Source organism: Pseudomonas sp. NFACC04-2 (assembly GCF_900119265.1).
Classification (GTDB): Bacteria; Pseudomonadota; Gammaproteobacteria; order Pseudomonadales; family Pseudomonadaceae; genus Aquipseudomonas; species Aquipseudomonas fluorescens_AA.
Genome location: NZ_FPJC01000006.1, coordinates 173,347 through 191,901, shown reverse-complemented (window position 1 = coordinate 191,901; position 18,555 = coordinate 173,347). Strand labels below are relative to the sequence as shown.

Sequence of the window (18,555 nt, the reverse complement as noted above, 5' to 3'; positions counted from 1 at the left end):
AGACCATGTCCGACAACGTTCTTTCCCTCAACAGCGTACCGCTGCACACGCAACTGCGAGACGTGCTGCGTGCGCGGATTCTCGACGGTGAATACCCCCAGGGCGGGCAGATGCCCTCGGAAAGCGAGCTCGGCGCGTTGTTTCGCGTCAGCCGCATCACCGTGCGCCAGGCCTTGGGCGATTTGCAAAAGGAAGGCCTGATTTTCAAGATCCATGGCAAAGGCACGTTCGTGGCCAAGCCCAAGACCTTCCAGAACGTCAGCACTCTCCAGGGCCTGGCCGAGTCCATGACCGGGCGCGGTTTCGAGGTGATCAACCGCTTGCTCAGTTTCAAGTTCATCGCGGCCGACAAACAGGTGGCCGAGCGCCTGAAGTTGACGGAAGGAGACACGGTGGCGCAGATCAAACGGGTGCGCTTGATCAACCGCGAGCCGGTTTCCTTGGAAATCACCTACCTGCCCAAGGGCCTGGGTGAACGGCTGGAAAAGGCCGACCTGGTCACCCGCGATATTTTCCTGATTCTGGAAAACGACTGTGCCTTGGCCTTGGGCCATGCCGACCTGGCCATCGATGCGGTGCTGGCCGACAGTGACCTGACCCAGGCGCTGGAGGTCGAGCCAGGCTCGCCGATCATGCGCATCGAGCGCCTGACCCATGACGCCAGCGGTCAGCCCGTGGACTTCGAACACCTCTATTACCGCGGCGATGCCTTCCAGTACCGCTTGCGGATCGACCGGCAAAAAGGGGACGCAGCTCCATGACTAGAAGCACCCTGGAACAGGAATACGACATTGTCGTCATTGGCGGTGGCACGGCCGGGCCCATGGCGGCGATCAAGGCCAAGGAGCGCAACCGCGATCTGCGCGTGCTGCTGGTGGACAAGGCCAACGTCAAGCGCAGCGGTGCCATCAGCATGGGCATGGACGGCTTGAACAACGCCATTATCCCCGGCCATTCCACGCCCGAGCAGTACACCAAGGAAATCACCATCGCCAACGACGGCATCGTCAACCAGGCGGCGGTGTACGCCTATGCCACCCACAGCTTCGAAACGATCGAGCAACTGGACCGCTGGGGCGTGAAGTTCGAGAAGGATGAAACCGGCGACTACGCGGTGAAAAAGGTCCATCACATGGGCGCCTACGTGCTGCCGATGCCGGAAGGGCACGACATCAAGAAGGTGCTTTACCGCCAACTGAAACGGGCGCGAGTGAGCATCACCAATCGGCTGGTCTGCACGCGGTTGCTGACCGATGAAGCGGGCGCGGTGAACGGTGTGATGGGCTTCGATTGCCGCACCGCCGACTTTCATGTGATCAAGGCCAAGGCGGTCATCCTCTGCTGCGGCGCGGCGGGACGCCTGGGCTTGCCGGCCTCCGGCTACCTGATGGGCACGTATGAGAACCCGACCAATGCCGGCGACGGCTATGCCATGGCCTATCACGCCGGTGCCGAATTGGCGAACCTGGAGTGCTTCCAGATCAACCCGTTGATCAAGGACTACAACGGCCCGGCGTGCGCTTATGTCACCGGGCCCCTGGGCGGCTACACCGCCAACAACAAGGGCGAGCGCTTCATCGAGTGCGACTACTGGAGCGGGCAGATGATGTGGGAGTTCCATCAGGAACTCGAAGGTGGCAATGGACCGGTGTTCCTCAAGCTCGATCACCTGGCCGAGGAAACCATCCAGAACATCGAAGAGATCCTGCACAGCAACGAACGGCCGAGTCGCGGTCAGTTCCATGCCAACCGCGGCACCGACTACCGCACGCAGATGGTGGAGATGCACATCTCCGAAATCGGTTTTTGCAGCGGCCATTCGGCGTCGGGCGTGTGGGTCAACGAACGGGCCGAGACTTCGGTCAAGGGCCTGTACTCGGCCGGCGACATGGCGGCAGTGCCGCACAACTACATGCTCGGTGCGTTCACCTACGGCTGGTTTGCCGGCAACAACGCTGCGGATTTCGTCGCCGGGAAGGATTTCTCGGCGCTGGATGCCGGGCAGATCGAACGGGAGAGGGCACGTGTCTACGCGCCACTGGAGCGCGAGCACGGCCTGCCACCGGCCCAGGTGGAATACAAGCTGCGCCGCTTCGTCAACGATTACCTGCAGCCGCCGAAAGTCACCAAGAAAATGCAGATCGGCCTGCAACGCTTCAGCGATATCCAGCGCGACTTGGACCAGATCAAGGCCCACAACCCTCACGAGTTGATGCGCGCCATGGAAGTCAGCGTGATCCGCGACTGCGCCGAAATGGCCGCCCGTGCCTCGCTGTTCCGCGCCGAAAGCCGTTGGGGCCTGTACCACTATCGGGTCGATCATCCACAACGCAACGACAGCGACTGGTTCTGCCATTGCCATTTGAAGAAGGGCGATGACGGCGCGATGACTTCATTCAAGAAAGCCGTCGAACCCTACGTCATCGCCCTCGATGCCGACGAACTGCAGGCCTACGACCGGCTGCGGGTCGGTGCCGACGCGGCGTGAACCGTCCACCCAGAGAGAACGCCCATGGCTTATCAACCCCAGGAAATCTTTTTCCGTTCCAATGCCCCCGTCACCGTGGACGAGGACAAATGCATCGCTCACAAGGGTTGCACGGTTTGCGTCGATGTGTGCCCCATGGACCTGCTGGCGATCAACCCGGCGACCCAGAAGGCCTATATGGCATTCGACGAATGCTGGTACTGCATGCCCTGTGAAAAGGACTGCCCGACGGGGGCGGTGAAAGTGGAGATTCCGTATCTGTTGCGCTGACTGACAGGACGCCATCGCGAGCAAGCCCGCTCCCACAGTGGATCGAAGCCAGTCGCAGATCTTATGTACACCGATAAACCTGTGGGAGCGAGCTTGCTCGCGAAGGCCCACCCAAACACCACAAAAGCCATCCGGCCACCCCCGGACGCACATTCAGAACACCCCTCGTTTCCCACCGCGCCCTGATCGTGGCGGAGACGACATCCAATAAATGATTCGAGGGGATACACCCATGCTATTGCGTGCAGCACTCGCCGGTCTGGTACTGGCTTCATTGACCTTGCCTGCCCAGGCAGAAACCATCCGCATCGCCATCGGCACCCAGGACACCACCATCAACTGCGCCGCCGGCGGCTTGTTGATCCGGGAGCTGGGCCTGCTGGATAAATACCTGCCTCATGACGGCGCCTACAAAGACGCCCAATACGATATCCAGTGGAAGAACTTCACCAGCGGCGCGCCGCTGACCAACGAGATGGTCGCCGGCAAACTCGACTTCGGCGCCATGGCCGATTTCCCTGGCGCGTTCAACGGCGTGGCGTTCGAAACTGCCGGCAAGCACAGCCTGTTCATTAGCGTGCTGTCGGGCAGCACCCAGGGCAGCGGCAACGGCATCGTGGTGCCCAGTGCGTCGGGCGTGCAGTCCCTGGCCGAGCTCAAGGGCAAGACCATTTCCGTGCCGTTCGCCTCTACCGCCCACGGCATGTTGTTGCGCGCTGTGGCGGCCCAGGGCTGGGATCCGCTCAAGGATGTCAACATCATTGCCCAGCCGCCGGAAGTCGCCGGCTCGGCGCTGCAAGCCGGCAAGATCGACGCCCATGCCGACTTCGTACCGTTCGCCGAACTGTTCCCCAGCCGGGGTTTCGCCCGCAAGATCTATGACGGTGCCCAGGCCAACACACCGACGTTCCACGGCGCGCTGGTGGACCAGGCTTACGCCAAGCAATACCCGGAAATCGTCGTCGCCTACCTGCGCGCCACCATCGAGGCCAATCAACTGCTGGCCGCCGAGCCGGAGAAGTACAGCGAGTTGATCGCCAAGGTCACTGGCGTGGATGCCGAGGTCAATTACCTGTTCCACGGGCCGCTGGGGGTGCAGACCCGCGACCTGACTTGGAAACCGGAATACCGCCAGGCCGTCGGCACCGCCATCGACACCCTAAAGCTGCTGAAAAAGGCTGATCGCGGCCTGGACCTCAATACCTTCATCGATGACCAGTACATCCGCGCCGCCTTCAAGGCGTCCAACCTGGACTACACCACGCAACTGGCTGACTACGCCCAGACCCCGCTGGGCAGCAGCGATGCATCGACCGGCCAGGCAATAGCCGACGCCCGCCATGTGGCCGAGATCTGGGTACGCGGCGAGCCGAAAGTGCGCCATTACGCCTCGGCCCAATCGGCCTTCGCCGCGCTGGCGAGCCTCAAGCAGGAAGGCAAGGGCATCCGCGCCGTCTATGCCCAGGCCAGCGACAGCGGAATCAAGCTGCTGGCCGAACAGGCGTGGTTCGCCAGTGATGCCAAGGGCCAGCTCAGCGCGTTCCTGCTCAAGGGGCAGGCCCAGCAATTCGCTACCGCCCAGGGCGGAAAAGTCTTCGACTTCAGCGAGGCCACCAGCCATTCCGTTGCCGCCCGCTAACCGTCAAAACAACTTGATGGACTGTGGGAGCGGGCTTGCTCGCGAATGCAGACTGACATTCGACATCGATGTCGGCTGACCCATCGCTTTCGCGAGCAAGCCCGCTCCCACAGGATCTCGACTGAGAGGAAGCATTGTGCCCCGATCATTTTCACGCTGGCTCCTGCGAGCCGCTTCACTGCTGCTCTGCCTGTTGTTCTGGCAACTCGCTGCAACCGGCCACTGGAACCTCGGCCTGGTGACCTTCGCCAACGTCCCGACGCCACTGGCAGTTATCCAGGCGGCGCTGGGCCTGGGAGAGTCGGGCAATCTCGCCCGACACCTGGGCAGCAGTCTGGGCCGGGTCTTTGCCGGTTATGGCGCGGCACTGTTGATTGGCGTGGCGCTGGGCCTGGCCATCGGTCGTTCGAAATGGGCCGAAGACCTGTTGCTGCCGCCCCTGGAAGTGCTACGGCCGATCCCGGCGGTGGCCTGGATCCCCCTGGCGATCCTGATGTTCCCTTCGTCGGAACTGTCGATGGTGTTCATCACCTTCACCGGCGCGCTGTTCCCGATCCTGCTCAACACCGTACACGGCGTCGAAGGCGTGGACCGGCGGCTGATCGCCTCGGCAAAAAGCCTCGGGGCCGGACGCCGGGCGATCCTGTTGGAGGTGATTCTGCCGGGCGCCGCGCCGAGCATCATCACCGGCCTGGCTATCGGCATGGGCACGTCCTGGTTCTGCCTGGTGACGGCGGAAATGATCGCCGGCCAGTACGGCATCGGCTACTACACCTGGGCCTCCTACACCGTGCAGAACTACGCCGACATCGTCGTCGGCATGTTGCTGATCGGTGTGTTGGGCATGGGCAGCAGCCTGTTGATCAAACGCCTGGGCGGGCTGTTCACGCCTTGGCATCGGCCACGAGGAAAAGCCTGATGAGCATGATGCAAACACCCGAAGGACGGATCGATATCCGTCAGTTGTCCATTGTCCTTGGCCAGGGAGCCCAGGCCTTCGAAGCGGTTCAGGGGCTCGATTGCCAGATCGAGGCGGGCCAGTTCGTCTGTGTCCTCGGGCCGTCCGGCTGCGGCAAGTCCACCTTGCTCGGGGCGTTGGCCGGGCATCTGCAACCGCGCTCCGGCAGCTTGAATGTCGACGGCTTGAGCGTTTCCGGCCCGTCGCCCCAACGCGGCATGGTGTTCCAGCAACATACGCTGTTTCCTTGGCGCAGCGTGCGGGACAACGTCGCCTTCGGCCTGAAGATGGGCGGCCTGGGCAAGGCCGAACGGCACCGGGCCGCTGATGAAATCCTTGCGCTGGTGGGCCTGGAAGGCTTCGCCGGGCACTGGCCGGACCAGCTCTCCGGAGGCATGCAGCAACGGGTGGAGATCGCTCGGGTGCTGGTCAACCGTCCACGGCTGCTGCTGATGGACGAACCCTTCGGCGCGCTTGATGCCCTGACCCGGTTGAATATGCAAGAGCTGCTGCTGGACATCTGGACCCGCATCCGCACCACCGTGGTGTTCGTCACCCACGACATCGACGAGGCGCTGTTCCTGGCCGATCGCTTGTTGGTGATGAGCCCGCGTCCGGGGCGAATCATCGAGGACCTGCGCCTGGATTTCCCACGGCCACGCACGACCGAACTGGTCACCCGCCCTGAATTCTCCCGCTTGAAACGCCACTGCCTCGACCTGCTGCGCCATGAGGACGGTCGGCAGTTGCCGCGCCTCAATCCCCTCGGGCTTCCCCCTGAAACCTCCTTGCCGCGATTTGCCCTATGACCTCTCTATTCGAAAACACCGACAACGACGACATCCTTGCCCTGCAACCACGCCTGACTGACGAGGATCCGGGCGTGCGCCGCATCGCCCTGATCGAACTGGCCGACCTTGAGGAGCCTGAAGGCCTGCTGTGGCTGGTGGACCGCCTGGCCGAGGACCCCAGTGCCGACGTGCGAGCCGAAGCCGCGCGATTGCTTGAAGCCTGGGAGGACGCGCCGGTGGTGACGGCCTTGTGCGAGGCTCTGACCGATCCGTCGCCAAGTGTGCAGGCCGCTGCCGCCCAGAGCCTGAGCCTGCTCAAGAGCGAGACGGCGGGAAGGGTGATCTTGCCCTGGACGGCACATGCCGAGGCCGGTGTGCGTGTCGCGGCGTTCAGGGCCTTGCGCGAGTTGCGCTTGCTCGAGGCGGCATCGGCGGCAATCGTTGCCCTGGCTGACGGCGATGCCAGCGTGCGTCGCGAGGCGGTTGGCGTGCTGGGCTGGCTCAAGCACCTCGACGCCTTGCCGGCCTTGGCCCGGTTGGCCAGTGATGATCCGGATACTGAGGTACGCCGCGCGGCCACCGGCGCCCTTGGCCTGGCTTCGGATGCGCAAGTCTTGCCGGCGTTGCGCCAGGCCCTCCGGGATCCGGCCTGGGCGGTGCGCGAAGAGGCCGCCACCACCTTGGGCAAGGTCGGTCACGCCGATGCCGGTCCGGCCTTGGTCGAGGCCTTGGGCGACGATTATTGGCAAGTGCGCTTGCGGGCCACTCGCAGCCTCGGTCGCTTGCGTTACGCCCCGGCGTTGTCGGCCTTGATCGAAACCCTGGGCCATCGCATCAGCAACTTGCGCAAGGAAGCGGCCCTGGCCTTGGGAGAGTTGAACGAACCAGGCGCTATCCCGGCATTGCAGGCGACCCAGGACGATGGCGACCCCGAAGTGCGCAAGGCCGTACGCATTGCCTTGGGTCAGCTGCAATGAGCCCGCTGGCGCTGGGCAATTCCCAAGGCAAAGGCCAATTGCGCCTGGACTGGCCCGGCGGCCGTGAGCAGCGCCTGGACCACGTCACCCTGCGCCGTCACTGTCCGTGCTCGCGGTGCCGGGCGCTGCGCCTGCAAGGGCTCACCGTCCAGGTTGACCCGTGGATTCGGGTGGTGGCAGTCAACCCACAGGGCTACGGGGTGCAACTGGTTTTCAGTGACGGGCATGAGCGAGGGATTTACCCGTGGGCCTACCTGGCGGGGCTTGAGGCTACATGATCACCTCGGCCCCCTGTGGGAGTGAGCTTGCTCGCGATGAAGGCGATACAGGCAAGCTGTGAACTGACTGGCGGCGCTTGTCAGAAAAATCCCGAAAGAGTACAAATGTACTCCATGACGACTCTCACCCCCCGCCGCGCCGCCATCCTGACCTTCATTCGCGAACGCATCGCCGATCAGGGTCAGCCTCCCAGTCTCGCTGAAATCAGCGAGGCGTTCGGGTTCGCCTCCCGCAGCGTGGCGCGCAAGCATGTGCTGGCGCTGACCGAAGCCGGTTTTATCGAAGTCAATCCGCACCAGGCCCGGGGTATCCGCTTGCTGAACCAGCCGGCACGCCCGGAGCTGCTGGACGTCCCGGTGCTGGGGCGAGTGGCGGCCGGCTTGCCGATCGGCGCCGATGCCGAGGTCCACAGCCGCCTGATGCTGGATCCGGCGATGTTCACCAAGGCGCCGGATTACCTGCTGCGGGTCCAGGGCGACTCGATGATCGGGGACGGTATTCTCGACGGCGACCTGGTGGGCGTGCAGCGCACCCCCCAAGCCTCCAACGGCCAGATTGTCGTGGCACGGCTCGACGGTGAAGTCACCATCAAGCGTTTCGAGCGCATCGGCGAACGGGTGCGCCTGCTGCCGCGCAACCCGGCCTACCAGCCGATCATCGTCGAAGCCGACCAGGACCTGGCCATTGAAGGGGTGTTCTGTGGCCTGTTGAGGCAAGGCTGATGGGTGCTGTCGTTGCGCTGGACACGCTGTTCAACGGCGGCCAGGTCTGGAAGGGCCGGCCTGCGCCGCCGGCCGCCAGCCCGCAACCCACCGGCCATGCGGCATTGGACGCGGCGCTGCCCAGTGGTGGCTGGCCGGAAGCGGCGTTGACGGAGTTGCTTATCGCCGCGCCGGGCGTGGGTGAGTTGCAATTGGTGTGGCCGACCCTGGCGCGGTTGTCGGCGGCGGGGGAGCGGATCGTGCTGGTGGCGCCACCGTTCGTGCCCTATCCCCAGGCCTGGCAGAACGCCGGGGTAGACCTGCGCCATCTGTCAGTGATCCGGGCCGATGAACGCGATGCCCTCTGGGCCACCGAACAATGCCTGCGCTCGGGCAGTTGCGGCGCGGTGCTGTGCTGGCCCCGCCAGGCGGACGACCGGGCCTTGCGCCGCCTGCAAGTGGCGGCGGAAACCGGCCAGACCCTGGCGTTCGCCTGGCGCTCGATCCAGGAAGCCATCAACCCGTCGCCAGCGGCCCTGCGCATTGCCATCGATACCCGGCCTGCGCAGTTGCGCGTGCTCAAGTGCCGGGGCGGGCTAGTCCGTTCTGCGCCGATTGCCTTTGCCACACTCGCCCCACAAACCGGGCATTGAGGTTGCGATGCGCTGGGTCTGTATTCTCTTCCCGCAATTGGCGCTGGACGCCGCGCTGCGTCAGCGCCCCGATCCCGACCAGCCCCTGGCATTGCTGACCGGTCCGGCCCAGCGTCGGGTGCTGCAAGCGGTGAACGCGCCGGCACGGGCCCTGGGCTTGCGGCCCGGCCAGACCATGACCGCCGCCCAGGCCTTGAGCAAAGGCTTTGCCACCGCGGAATACGACGCGGCGCAGATCGAACATTGGCAGCAGTTCCTCGCAGCCTGGGCCTACCGTTTCAGCGCCCAGGTCAGCGTGCATTATCCGCGGACGCTGCTGTTCGAGATCGAGTCGAGCCTGGGCCTGTTCGGGCCCTGGCCGGTATTCGAGGCGCGCTTGCGAGCCGAACTGACCGAGCTGGGCTTTCGTCATCGCATCGTCGCCGCTCCGAACCCAGTGGCGGCACGGGTGTTGGCCAATGCCTATGACGCCCTGGTGGTCCCCGATAGCGAGACTTTGCAGGCGTGCCTGGGGCAAATGCCGGTGGACCGGATCGGCCTGGAGCCCGACGTCGCCACGGCGCTGTCGCGCATGGGCCTGCGTCGCCTGAGCCAGGTCCAGGCCTTGCCCCGGCACACCCTGGCACGACGCTTCGAAGCCCAGGTGCTCAAGCACCTCGACGCACTGACGGGCAGCCGCACCTTGGCGTTGTCGTTCTATTTGCCGCCGGACCGTTTCGATGTGCGCATCGAACTCAACTACGACGTGCAGTCCCATCAGGCGTTGCTTTTCCCGTTGCGCCGACTGACCGGTGATCTGTCGGCTTTCCTCTGCGGTCGTGACAGCGGCGTGCAGCGTTTTGACCTGCACCTGGAACACGCCGGGTTGCCGGACACGCTGATCAAGGTCGGCCTGCTCAGCGCCGAACGGGATCCCTCGATGCTCTTCGAACTGGCCCGTGGCCGCTTGGAACAAGTACAGGTGGAAGCCCCGGTGCGGGGCTTTCGCTTGTGTGCCGAAGACCTGCCGAGTTTCGTGCCCCAGCGCCTGGAACTGTTCGATGAGCGCCCGCAACAGTCCTTGCCCTGGGAGCAACTGCGCGAACGCTTGCGGGCCCGGCTGGGGGATGACGCCGTGCAGGGCCTGGGGTTTCGCGACGACCATCGGCCTGAGTGCGCCTGGCAAATGACCTCCCAACCCCGATCCCAGACTTGTCCGGTGCGCGACGGCGTGCAGCGTCCCGGCTGGCTGCTGGAGGAGCCCCAGGCATTGGCGCAAGGTCAGGCGCACATCCTCATGGGCCCTGAGCGCATCGAGACCGGTTGGTGGGATGGCGCGGATGTGCGCCGCGACTATTACCTGATCGAAACCCGCAGCGGACAACGTGGCTGGGCCTATCGACCGGTGGGCGAGGGCGGGCCGCTGTGGCTGCAGGGCTGGTTCGCATGAGCGTTGAGTATGCCGAGCTGCATTGCCTGTCGAACTTCAGCTTCCAGCGCGGCGCCTCCAGTGCTCTGGAGTTGTGCCGTCGCGCCAAGCAGCAGGGCTACCAGGCCCTGGCGATCACCGATGAATGCACCCTGGCCGGGATCGTCCGGGCCTGGCAGGCGGCCAGGGAGTTGGACCTGCACCTGATCGTCGGCAGCGAGATCCAGGTCGAGAACGGTCCAAAGTTGGTGTTGCTGGTGGAAAACCTGGACGGTTATCAAACCTTGTGCCGGTTGATCACCCGCGCCCGGCGTCGCAGCGAGAAGGGTCACTACCGCATCGTGCGAGAGGATTTCGACGAGCCCTTGCCGGGATTGTTGGCGCTGTGGGTGCCCGATGGTAAAGCCCCCGAAGACCAGGGCCGCTGGCTCCAGTCAATGTTTGCCGGGCGCCTGTGGCTGACGGTCCAGTTGCATTGCGGGCAGGACGACCGGCGTCGGCTGGCGGATGTGCTGGCGTTGGCGGAGCGCTTGAACCTTCCAGCCGTGGCCAGCGGCGATGTGCACATGCACGCGCGCGGCCGTCGCGCCTTGCAGGACACCATGACCGCCATCCGTCACCACGTCACGGTGGCCGAGGCCGGCCAGCGCTTGCACCCCAACGGCGAGCGCCACCTGCGCAGCCGCGAGGATCTGGCCGATCTCTACCCGCAGGCCTTGCTCGATGAAACCCTGAACATCGCCCGACGCTGCACCTTCGACCTCGGCCAATTGCGCTATCAATACCCCCGCGAGCTGGTGCCCGAAGGACATGAACCCGCGTCCTGGCTGCGGGAATTGACCGAGCGTGGCATGCGCGAGCGGTGGAAGGATGGCGTGACAGACAAGGTGCGGGTACAGATCGACAAGGAGCTGAGCCTGATCGCCGAGTTGGGCTATGACAGCTATTTCCTCACCGTGCAGGACATCGTCAGCTTTGCCCGCAGCCGCCATATCCTTTGCCAGGGGCGCGGTTCGGCGGCCAACTCGGCGGTGTGCTACGCCTTGGGCATCACCGAAATCGATCCCAGCCTCACCAGCCTGTTGTTCGAACGCTTCCTGTCCCGGGAGCGCAACGAGCCACCGGACATCGACGTCGACTTCGAACACGACCGTCGCGAGGAAGTGCTGCAATACGTGTTCCAGCGCTATGGTCGTCATCGTGCGGCCTTGACGGCAGTGGTCAGCAGTTACCACGGCGCCGGGGCGGTACGCGATGTGGCCAAGGCCTTGGGCCTGCCGCCGGATCAGGTCAACGCCCTGGCCGATTGCTGTGGTCGCTGGAGCGACGAGGCACCGCCGGTGGAGCGCTTGCGTGAGGGCGGCTTCGATCCGGACAGCCCGGTGTTGCGTCGGGTCCTGAGCCTGACCCAGCAATTGATCGGTTTTCCCCGGCATTTATCCCAGCACCCTGGCGGCTTCGTGATTTCCGAACAGCCCCTGGACACCCTGGTGCCGGTGGAAAACGCCGCCATGGCCGAGCGCACCATCATCCAGTGGGACAAGGACGACCTGGACGCGGTCGGGCTGCTCAAGGTGGACATCCTGGCCCTGGGCATGCTCAGCGCGATCCGGCGCTGTTTCGACTTGATCGAGCAGTACCGGGGGCAGCGTTATGCCCTGGCGTCGTTGCCCAAGGATGATCGGGCTACTTACGAAATGATCAGCCGCGCCGACACCATCGGTGTCTTCCAGATCGAGTCCCGGGCGCAGATGTCGATGTTGCCTCGGCTGAGGCCCAAGACGTTCTACGACTTGGTCATCGAAGTGGCGATTGTACGCCCCGGGCCGATCCAGGGTGGGATGGTGCACCCGTACCTGCGGCGCAGAAACAACGAAGAGGCGGTGACTTATCCCTCTGACGCGCTGGAACAAGTGCTCAACCGCACCCTGGGCGTTCCCTTGTTTCAGGAGCAGGTCATGCAGATCGCCATCGTCGCGGCCGATTACACCCCGGGAGAGGCCGACCAGTTGCGGCGTTCCATGGCGGCCTGGAAACGTCACGGCGGGTTGGAGCCCCATCGGGAACGCCTGGCGCAGGGGATGAAGAAAAACGGCTACACCGTTGAATTCGCCGCGCAAATCTTCGAACAGATCAAAGGCTTCGGCAATTACGGTTTCCCCGAGTCCCATGCAGCCAGTTTCGCCTTGCTGACCTACGCCAGCAGTTGGCTCAAGTGCCACGAACCGGCGGCATTCGCCTGTGCCCTGATCAACAGTTGGCCGATGGGCTTCTACAGCCCGGACCAGATCCTCCAGGATGCCCGCCGGCATCAACTGTCGATCCACCCGGTGGACGTGCGCGCCAGCGATTGGGATTGCAGCCTTGAACCCATGGAAGGCCGGCAACCGGCGATCCGCCTGGGGCTGCGCCTGGTCAAGGGCTTTCGCGTAGAGGATGCCCTGCGTATCGAAGCGGCGCGCCGGCATCGGCCCTTCAGCGATGTGGCCGACTTGGGCGAGCGCGCGCAACTCGATGCCCGGGCCCAGGCGCAACTGGCCGACGCGGGGGCCTTGCAGGGCTTGGCCGGGGATCGCCATCGGGCCCGCTGGGAAGTGGCCGGAGTGCAGAAGCAACTGGGCTTGTTCGCCGGTTTGCCCAGCCAGGAAGAACCGCCCGTGGCTCTGCCCGAACCCACACTGGGGGAAAACCTGTTTGCCGATTACGCCACGCTGGGCACGACACTAGGCCCTCATCCGCTGGCCCTGCTGCGTCCCGAACTGCGCGCCCGACGCTGCCGCAGTTCTCGGGAATTGCAAAACGTGGAGCATGGCCGCAATGTCAGCGTCGCCGGGCTGGTCACCGGTCGCCAACGCCCGGGCACGGCCAGCGGCGTGACCTTCGTCACCCTGGAAGATGAATTCGGCAACCTCAACGTGGTGGTCTGGCGCGACCTGGCCGAGCGCCAACGCAAGACCCTGGTGGGCTCGCAATTGCTCAGGGTCGACGGACGCTGGGAAAGCGTCGGCGAGGTTCGCCACTTGATCGCCGGGCGCTTGAGCGACCTAACTCAATTGCTGGCGGGTATCCAAGTGCAGAGCCGCGATTTCCGCTGAATTCGCAGGCTGGAGACGCGATTTCTGCGGCATCGGAATTACGTGGCGAGGGGATAAATCCCCTCGCCACAGTGTTAATCGTCTCCCCGATCCGAACAGCGCCCTCACATGAAACCAAACGCCAACCCGGCGCTCGAAGCTCTGATCGCAAGGGATTTGTGTCTGTCGATTCCCTGCAGGCATTTTTGAGGTTCAGAGTCGACCATGGAGTTTCTATCCCAGAATCACGGCTGCCCTGGGTGGGGCGGTGAGATGGCCGGGCGTATCCGGGCGTTCGATTGGAGCCGAACCGAGTTGGGCGCCATCGAGCACTGGTCCGCCAGCTTGCGTAGCGCTGTCCAATTATTGCTGGCTTCGCCCCTGCCGATGGTGATGTTGTGGGGCCGCCAGGGTTTCATGATTTACAACGATGCCTATGCCGAGTTCGCCGGCGGCCGCCATCCCTACTTGCTGGGGTGCGCGGTGGAGTTGGGCTGGCCGGAGGTCGCCGAATTCAATCGCCATGTACTGGACGTCTGTCTGGCCGGCGGCACCTTGTCCTACCGCAGCAAAGAGCTGGTCCTGCTGCGCGATGGCAAGCCTGAAGACGTGTGGATGGACCTCTACTACAGCCCGGTGCCCGATGATGACCAGTGCCCGGGGGGCGTGCTGGCGATTGTGGTGGAAACCACAGAGCACGTATTGACCGAGCGCGCACGGCAAGAGGCCGAACGCAGTTACCGCGCGGTCAATGAACGCATCCAGCTGGCGCTCTCGGCCGGGCCCTTGCTGGGGTCGTTCGTCTGGGACATCCAGGCCGACACGCTGTCGGGCGATGAGCGTTTTGCCCGCACCTTCAACTACCCACCCGACTGTCCGCTGGACGCACTGCCAATAGAGATTGCCCGCCAGGGCATCCACCCGGACGACCTTGAAGAGGTCAACCAGCGGGTCGAACTGACCGTGCGTACAGGCACGCCTTACAGCGCTGAGTATCGGGTCCGCCGCCTGGGCGGTGACTACCGGTGGGTGCTGGCCAGCGGTCGATGCGAGTTCGACAGGACAGGCCGGCCCCTGCGGTTTCCGGGCGTGTTGATTGATATCAACGAGCGCAAGACGGCCGAAGCTTCGCTGCTCAAATTCACCCGCGACCTGGAGCAGCGTGTCGCCGACGAGGTGCAGGCGCGGTTGGCAGCCGAAGAGCAGTTGCGCCAGTCGCAGAAGCTCGAGGCCATTGGTGGCCTCACCGGTGGCGTGGCCCATGATTTCAACAATTTGCTGCAGGTGATCGCCGGCAATTTGCACTTGCTGGCCCGCCACGAACGGGACAACGCCAATGTGCAACGGCGGGTCAGTGCCTCCATCGAAGCCGTGGAGCGGGGGGCCAAGTTGTCATCGCAGTTGCTGGCTTTCGCCCGGCGCCAGCCATTGTCACCGGCGGTCTACAACCCACGGCGCATCTACGAGGGCATGGGGGAACTGCTGCAACGGGCCTTGGGCGAAACCATTCTGATCGACGTGAGCCTGCCCCAGGAACCCTGGTGCATCCATGTTGATCGCAATCAGCTGGAAAATGCCCTGTTGAACCTGGCGATCAATGCGCGTGATGCCATGCGGGGCGAGGGCACCATCCGTCTGATCGGCGAGAACATCGTGCTCGATGAAGCGTTCTGCGCCGGCAAGGGGATTGTGGCCGGCGACTATGTCCGGCTGTCGGTGATCGATTGCGGTGTCGGCATGCCGCCCGACGTTCTGAAGCAGGTGTTCGAACCGTTTTTCACCACCAAGACCGATGGCCAGGGCACCGGGCTTGGATTGAGCATGGTGTTCGGGTTCGTCAAGCAGAGTGGCGGCCATATCGAGATCGCCAGTGACCTGGGCGAAGGCACGCGGGTGCGGATGTATTTCCCTCGAAGCCTTGCGCCCGAAGCAGGGGAAACCGAGCAACACGACGCGCTTCATGCCGGCCAGCAAGAGACGATCCTGGTGGTGGAGGACAACGACGAGGTGCGCAGCGCGTCGGTGGAACTGCTGGAACAGTGCGGCTATAAGACCCTCACGGCCGCCAACGGCGATGAGGCGATGAAGCTGCTGTTGGATGGCACCCCGGTCGACCTGATCTTCACCGACGTGGTCATGCCCGGCCTGATCAAGAGTTCCGACCTGGCCGCCTGGGCCAAGGTGCAGAGCCCGCCGGTCCCTGTGCTGTTCACCTCGGGGCACACCCGGGACATCATCTCCCGCAACCATCAATTGAGCCCCGATACCCATTTGTTAAGCAAACCCTACGGCCCGGACGCACTGGCCCGCATGGTGAGGAGCGTGCTGGGCGGTTGATCGTGGCGTCTTAAACAAATGGAACCGAAGCCGTCGCGTCACCTTCGAATGTTCAAGACCGGTCATCCATCCGGCCCTGTCATGAACGAGGTGCCCATGAACGACGATCCCGCAAACACTCAGCAACACGGCCAGGCGCAGACGCCATCCCCGCGTAGCGATCCGGCCATCGATCCCCAGGTCCCGGGCAGGCCTTCGAGTGCCGAGCCCGTCAGTCCTGCCGGAGCGGATCAGGCTGACAGCGCTGCCACTGAAGTCGATCAGAAGCAGCATCATCAGGACAATGACAACACCTTCAGCCCCGGCTTCAAGCCTGACCCGGACCGGCCGAAATCCGGTGACGACACGGATGCCGATATCGACACTGATGGGGGCTAGACCAGGAAGGATGTACAACACCGCATCAGGGTGGTGAATGCAAAACTCATGAACATCCACAAACTCTGTGGGAGCGAGCTTGCTCGCGAAAGCGCTGGGTCAGCTTGAATCGATGCTGATTGTGCCGCCGCCATCGCGAGCAAGCTCGCTCCTACAAGGGGCCTGCGCTGAATGCAAAACTTTTGAACACCCACAATGGTCCTGTGGTGAATGCAAAACTCATGAGCACCCACAATCCCTGTGGGAGCGTGCTTGCTCGCGATAGCGGTGGGTCAGCCTGCTTATTCAGCCTTGAAGCAATACGCAGCCAACTTGTTGCCATCCGGGCGAGGGCGCTTTACCTCAAATGTCCTTGACCAGCCGCAGCGCATCGTAGATAGCCGCATGGGTGTTACGCGCCGACACCGCGTCGCCAATTCGGAACAGCTGGAAACGGCCCTCCGGGTTGGTCACGATATTTTGGGTTTTCCCGGCGATCAGATTGTGCTGCTCCACCGCGCCGTTATTGCTCGAGTGCGGGCGCAGTTCGAAGTACAAATCGTCCAGGGGCAGGGTGCCGTGGTTGACCACCACCTGATCGACCACGCGCTGCTTGTGCACCTGACCATAATCGCTACCGAAGTTGGCCACCAATTGACCGTCGCGCTTCTCCACGGAATCGACCCGATAGGTGACCGTGAAGGTGACGTTCAGGTCTTGCAGGCTGCGCATGTAAGGCACCAGGTTCATCGCCATCACCTCCGGCGCAAACGACCGGTCCGGCGTGACGATCTCCAGTTTCGCACCGCTGTTGGCGATGACTTCGGCCGCTTGTAGCGCCGCGTGATCGCCCGCGTCGTCGAAGATCAGCACGTTCTGGCCGGGCTTGACGTCACCGGAGATGATGTCCCAGGTCGACACCACCAGTTCATTGCCGTGCTTGAGCACCTCGGTATGGGGCAAGCCGCCCGTGGCGACGATCACCACGTCCGGCGCCTCGGCCATGATGGTCTCGGCTTCGGCCCAGGTGTTGAATTGGAACTTCACCCCCAGCCGTTCGCATTGCGCCATGCGCCAATCGATGATGCTGATCATCTCGCGCCGCCGCTCGCTCTGCGCAGTCAAGCGGATCTGCCCACCGGGTTGATCCGCCACTTCGAACACCGTGACGTCGTGGCCGCGCTCGCCGGCCACCCGTGCCGCCTCCAGGCCCGCCGGGCCGGTGCCGATCACTACTACCTTGCGCTTGACCGACGCCTTGGGGATTTCGTGGGGCATGGTGGTTTCGCGGCCGGTGGCGGCGTTGTGGATGCAGTACGCGGCGCCGCCCTGATAGATGCGGTCCAGGCAATAGTTGGCACCGACGCAGGGGCGGATCTCTTCTTCACGCTTCTCGATGATCTTGCGCACGATGTGGGGGTCGGTCATGTGCGCCCGGGTCATGCCGATCATGTCCACCTTGCCCGAGGCAATGGCGTGCCGCGCCGTGGCGACGTCCGGAATCTTGGCCGCATGGAACGTCGGGAAGCCGGTGGCCGAGCGGATCTCGCCGGCAAAATCCAGGTGCGGCGAGTTGCGCATGCCTTGGATTGGAATCACGTCGGTGAGGCCAGCGTCGGTGTCGATGTGGCCGCGGACCACGTTGAGAAAGTCGACCAGGCCGCTGTCCTTGAGCATGTGGGAAATCTGCATGCCGTCCTTGGCGCCGAAGCCCCCCGGCAGATCCTCGTCACCGGTGTAGCGAATCCCGACCAGGAAATTTTCACCACAGCGCTGGCGGATACCGCGCAATACATCAAAAGTGAAGCGCAGGCGGTTTTCCAGGGAGCCACCGTAGGGCCCCTCGAGTTCATTCGTCAGTGGCGACCAGAACTGGTCCATGAGATGCCCGTAAGCCTGCAGCTCCAGGCCATCAAGACCGGCCGCCTTCATGCGTTCGGCGGCATCGACGTAGTCCTTGATGATGCGATCGATATCCCATTCTTCCATCTTTTTCGGAAACGACCGGTGAGACGCTTCGCGGCGATGGGAAGGTGATACCACCGGCAGCCAATCGGCTTTGTCCCAGCGCGTGCGCCGCCCCAGGTGGGTCAGTTGGATCATCACCGCCGCGCCATGTTCGTGGCACTCGTCGGTGATGTCTTTCATCCATTTGACCACTTCGTCCTTGTACGCCAGCACGTTGTTGAACACTGGCGGGCTGTCGCGGGAAACGGCGGCGGAGCCCGCCGTCATGGTCAGCGCCACGCCGGCCTTGGCTCGTTCGACGTGATAGGCGCGGTACAGGTCCTTCGGCATGCCGTCGACAGGATAAGCGGGTTCATGGGAGGTGGTCATGATCCGGTTTTTGAGGGTCAGGTGTTTGATCTTATAGGGCTGCAGCAGAGGATCGCTGGACATGGTGTTGCGCTCCGGGAACAGAACATCAGGCTTGGTTTGACATAACGGTATGTCGAATGTTCATGTGTGTCAACGATTGGGACACTGGTGTACATTTTTCTTGCGTGACGTAAAAACCAGGATTACCATCCAGTCGAAACAGGGGTGGTCCGGCTCGTGCGGCCGGCCATCGCGCATCGATCCAAAGTGCAAGGGGGCTGTGCGAAGCGCTATGCCAGGAACC

General features: G+C 63.6%; 15 protein-coding genes. 14 read left to right on the top strand and 1 reads right to left on the bottom strand.

Annotated elements, in window-relative coordinates:
* Positions 1 to 5: 5 nt before the first annotated feature.
* The 14 genes from BT125_RS11225 to BT125_RS11160 all read left to right on the top strand — a co-directional run bounded on the left by BT125_RS11225 (position 6) and on the right by BT125_RS11160 (position 15,953).
* Positions 6 to 761, top strand: a complete 756-nt coding sequence (locus tag BT125_RS11225; protein ID WP_072406917.1) for a GntR family transcriptional regulator — start codon at positions 6 to 8, stop codon at positions 759 to 761.
* Positions 758 to 2,488, top strand: a complete 1,731-nt coding sequence (locus tag BT125_RS11220; RefSeq protein ID WP_072406915.1) for a fumarate reductase/succinate dehydrogenase flavoprotein subunit — start codon at positions 758 to 760, stop codon at positions 2,486 to 2,488. Before BT125_RS11225 ends, BT125_RS11220 begins: the two co-directional genes overlap by 4 nt.
* A gap of 24 nt (positions 2,489 to 2,512) precedes the next feature.
* Positions 2,513 to 2,758, top strand: coding sequence for a 4Fe-4S dicluster domain-containing protein (locus BT125_RS11215; protein WP_003180418.1), 246 nt, complete (start codon positions 2,513 to 2,515; stop codon positions 2,756 to 2,758).
* Positions 2,759 to 2,990: 232 nt separating this feature from the next.
* Positions 2,991 to 4,397 carry an ABC transporter substrate-binding protein gene (locus BT125_RS11210; protein ID WP_072406913.1) on the top strand — a complete coding sequence of 469 codons (1,407 nt, stop codon included), beginning with the start codon at positions 2,991 to 2,993 and terminating at the stop codon, positions 4,395 to 4,397.
* Positions 4,398 to 4,533: 136 nt separating this feature from the next.
* Positions 4,534 to 5,316 (top strand): ABC transporter permease, encoded by a 783-nt coding sequence (locus BT125_RS11205; protein WP_072406911.1) that lies wholly within the window; start codon positions 4,534 to 4,536, stop codon positions 5,314 to 5,316.
* Positions 5,316 to 6,164: an ABC transporter ATP-binding protein gene (locus BT125_RS11200; protein WP_072406909.1), complete on the top strand. Its 849-nt coding sequence runs from the start codon at positions 5,316 to 5,318 to the stop codon at positions 6,162 to 6,164. The genes BT125_RS11205 and BT125_RS11200 overlap by 1 nt, the downstream gene beginning before the upstream one ends.
* The gene (locus BT125_RS11195; RefSeq protein ID WP_072406907.1) at positions 6,161 to 7,123 is read left to right on the top strand and encodes a HEAT repeat domain-containing protein; all 963 of its coding nucleotides are present in this window, start codon (positions 6,161 to 6,163) and stop codon (positions 7,121 to 7,123) included. The genes BT125_RS11200 and BT125_RS11195 overlap by 4 nt, the downstream gene beginning before the upstream one ends.
* Positions 7,120 to 7,401: a DUF971 domain-containing protein gene (locus tag BT125_RS11190; RefSeq protein WP_072406905.1), complete on the top strand. Its 282-nt coding sequence runs from the start codon at positions 7,120 to 7,122 to the stop codon at positions 7,399 to 7,401. The genes BT125_RS11195 and BT125_RS11190 overlap by 4 nt, the downstream gene beginning before the upstream one ends.
* A 105-nt stretch (positions 7,402 to 7,506) precedes the next feature.
* The gene (gene lexA / locus BT125_RS11185) at positions 7,507 to 8,124 is read left to right on the top strand and encodes a transcriptional repressor LexA (RefSeq protein ID WP_072406903.1); all 618 of its coding nucleotides are present in this window, start codon (positions 7,507 to 7,509) and stop codon (positions 8,122 to 8,124) included.
* Positions 8,124 to 8,756, top strand: coding sequence for a translesion DNA synthesis-associated protein ImuA (gene imuA, locus BT125_RS11180; protein ID WP_072406901.1), 633 nt, complete (start codon positions 8,124 to 8,126; stop codon positions 8,754 to 8,756). Before lexA ends, imuA begins: the two co-directional genes overlap by 1 nt.
* A gap of 7 nt (positions 8,757 to 8,763) precedes the next feature.
* Positions 8,764 to 10,185: a Y-family DNA polymerase gene (locus BT125_RS11175; protein ID WP_072406899.1), complete on the top strand. Its 1,422-nt coding sequence runs from the start codon at positions 8,764 to 8,766 to the stop codon at positions 10,183 to 10,185.
* A complete protein-coding gene (locus BT125_RS11170) occupies positions 10,161 to 13,259 on the top strand; it encodes an error-prone DNA polymerase (RefSeq protein WP_218190264.1) in 3,099 nt (1,032 codons plus the stop codon). Before BT125_RS11175 ends, BT125_RS11170 begins: the two co-directional genes overlap by 25 nt.
* Positions 13,260 to 13,463: 204 nt before the next feature.
* Positions 13,464 to 15,575, top strand: a complete 2,112-nt coding sequence (locus BT125_RS11165; protein ID WP_072406895.1) for a hybrid sensor histidine kinase/response regulator — start codon at positions 13,464 to 13,466, stop codon at positions 15,573 to 15,575.
* Positions 15,576 to 15,671: 96 nt separating this feature from the next.
* Positions 15,672 to 15,953 carry a hypothetical protein gene (locus BT125_RS11160; protein WP_072407071.1) on the top strand — a complete coding sequence of 94 codons (282 nt, stop codon included), beginning with the start codon at positions 15,672 to 15,674 and terminating at the stop codon, positions 15,951 to 15,953.
* 342 nt (positions 15,954 to 16,295) lie between these two features.
* Here the strand turns inward: BT125_RS11160 and BT125_RS11155 are convergent, their stop codons facing one another.
* A complete protein-coding gene (locus BT125_RS11155) occupies positions 16,296 to 18,332 on the bottom strand; it encodes an NADH:flavin oxidoreductase (RefSeq protein ID WP_072406892.1) in 2,037 nt (678 codons plus the stop codon).
* Positions 18,333 to 18,555: the final 223 nt, after the last annotated feature.

What these genes read in the sequence shown, in the direction of transcription:
- BT125_RS11225 (WP_072406917.1), top strand. Translation starts at nt 6, where the DNA reads ATGTCCGACAACGTTCTTTCCCTCAACAGCGTACCGCTGCACACGCAA.
- BT125_RS11220 (WP_072406915.1), top strand. Translation starts at nt 758, where the DNA reads ATGACTAGAAGCACCCTGGAACAGGAATACGACATTGTCGTCATTGGC.
- BT125_RS11215 (WP_003180418.1), top strand. Translation starts at nt 2,513, where the DNA reads ATGGCTTATCAACCCCAGGAAATCTTTTTCCGTTCCAATGCCCCCGTC.
- BT125_RS11210 (WP_072406913.1), top strand. Translation starts at nt 2,991, where the DNA reads ATGCTATTGCGTGCAGCACTCGCCGGTCTGGTACTGGCTTCATTGACC.
- BT125_RS11200 (WP_072406909.1), top strand. Translation starts at nt 5,316, where the DNA reads ATGAGCATGATGCAAACACCCGAAGGACGGATCGATATCCGTCAGTTG.
- BT125_RS11195 (WP_072406907.1), top strand. Translation starts at nt 6,161, where the DNA reads ATGACCTCTCTATTCGAAAACACCGACAACGACGACATCCTTGCCCTG.
- BT125_RS11190 (WP_072406905.1), top strand. Translation starts at nt 7,120, where the DNA reads ATGAGCCCGCTGGCGCTGGGCAATTCCCAAGGCAAAGGCCAATTGCGC.
- lexA (WP_072406903.1), top strand. Translation starts at nt 7,507, where the DNA reads ATGTACTCCATGACGACTCTCACCCCCCGCCGCGCCGCCATCCTGACC.
- imuA (WP_072406901.1), top strand. Translation starts at nt 8,124, where the DNA reads ATGGGTGCTGTCGTTGCGCTGGACACGCTGTTCAACGGCGGCCAGGTC.
- BT125_RS11175 (WP_072406899.1), top strand. Translation starts at nt 8,764, where the DNA reads ATGCGCTGGGTCTGTATTCTCTTCCCGCAATTGGCGCTGGACGCCGCG.
- BT125_RS11165 (WP_072406895.1), top strand. Translation starts at nt 13,464, where the DNA reads ATGGAGTTTCTATCCCAGAATCACGGCTGCCCTGGGTGGGGCGGTGAG.
- BT125_RS11160 (WP_072407071.1), top strand. Translation starts at nt 15,672, where the DNA reads ATGAACGACGATCCCGCAAACACTCAGCAACACGGCCAGGCGCAGACG.
- BT125_RS11155 (WP_072406892.1), bottom strand. Translation starts at nt 18,332, where the DNA reads ATGTCCAGCGATCCTCTGCTGCAGCCCTATAAGATCAAACACCTGACC.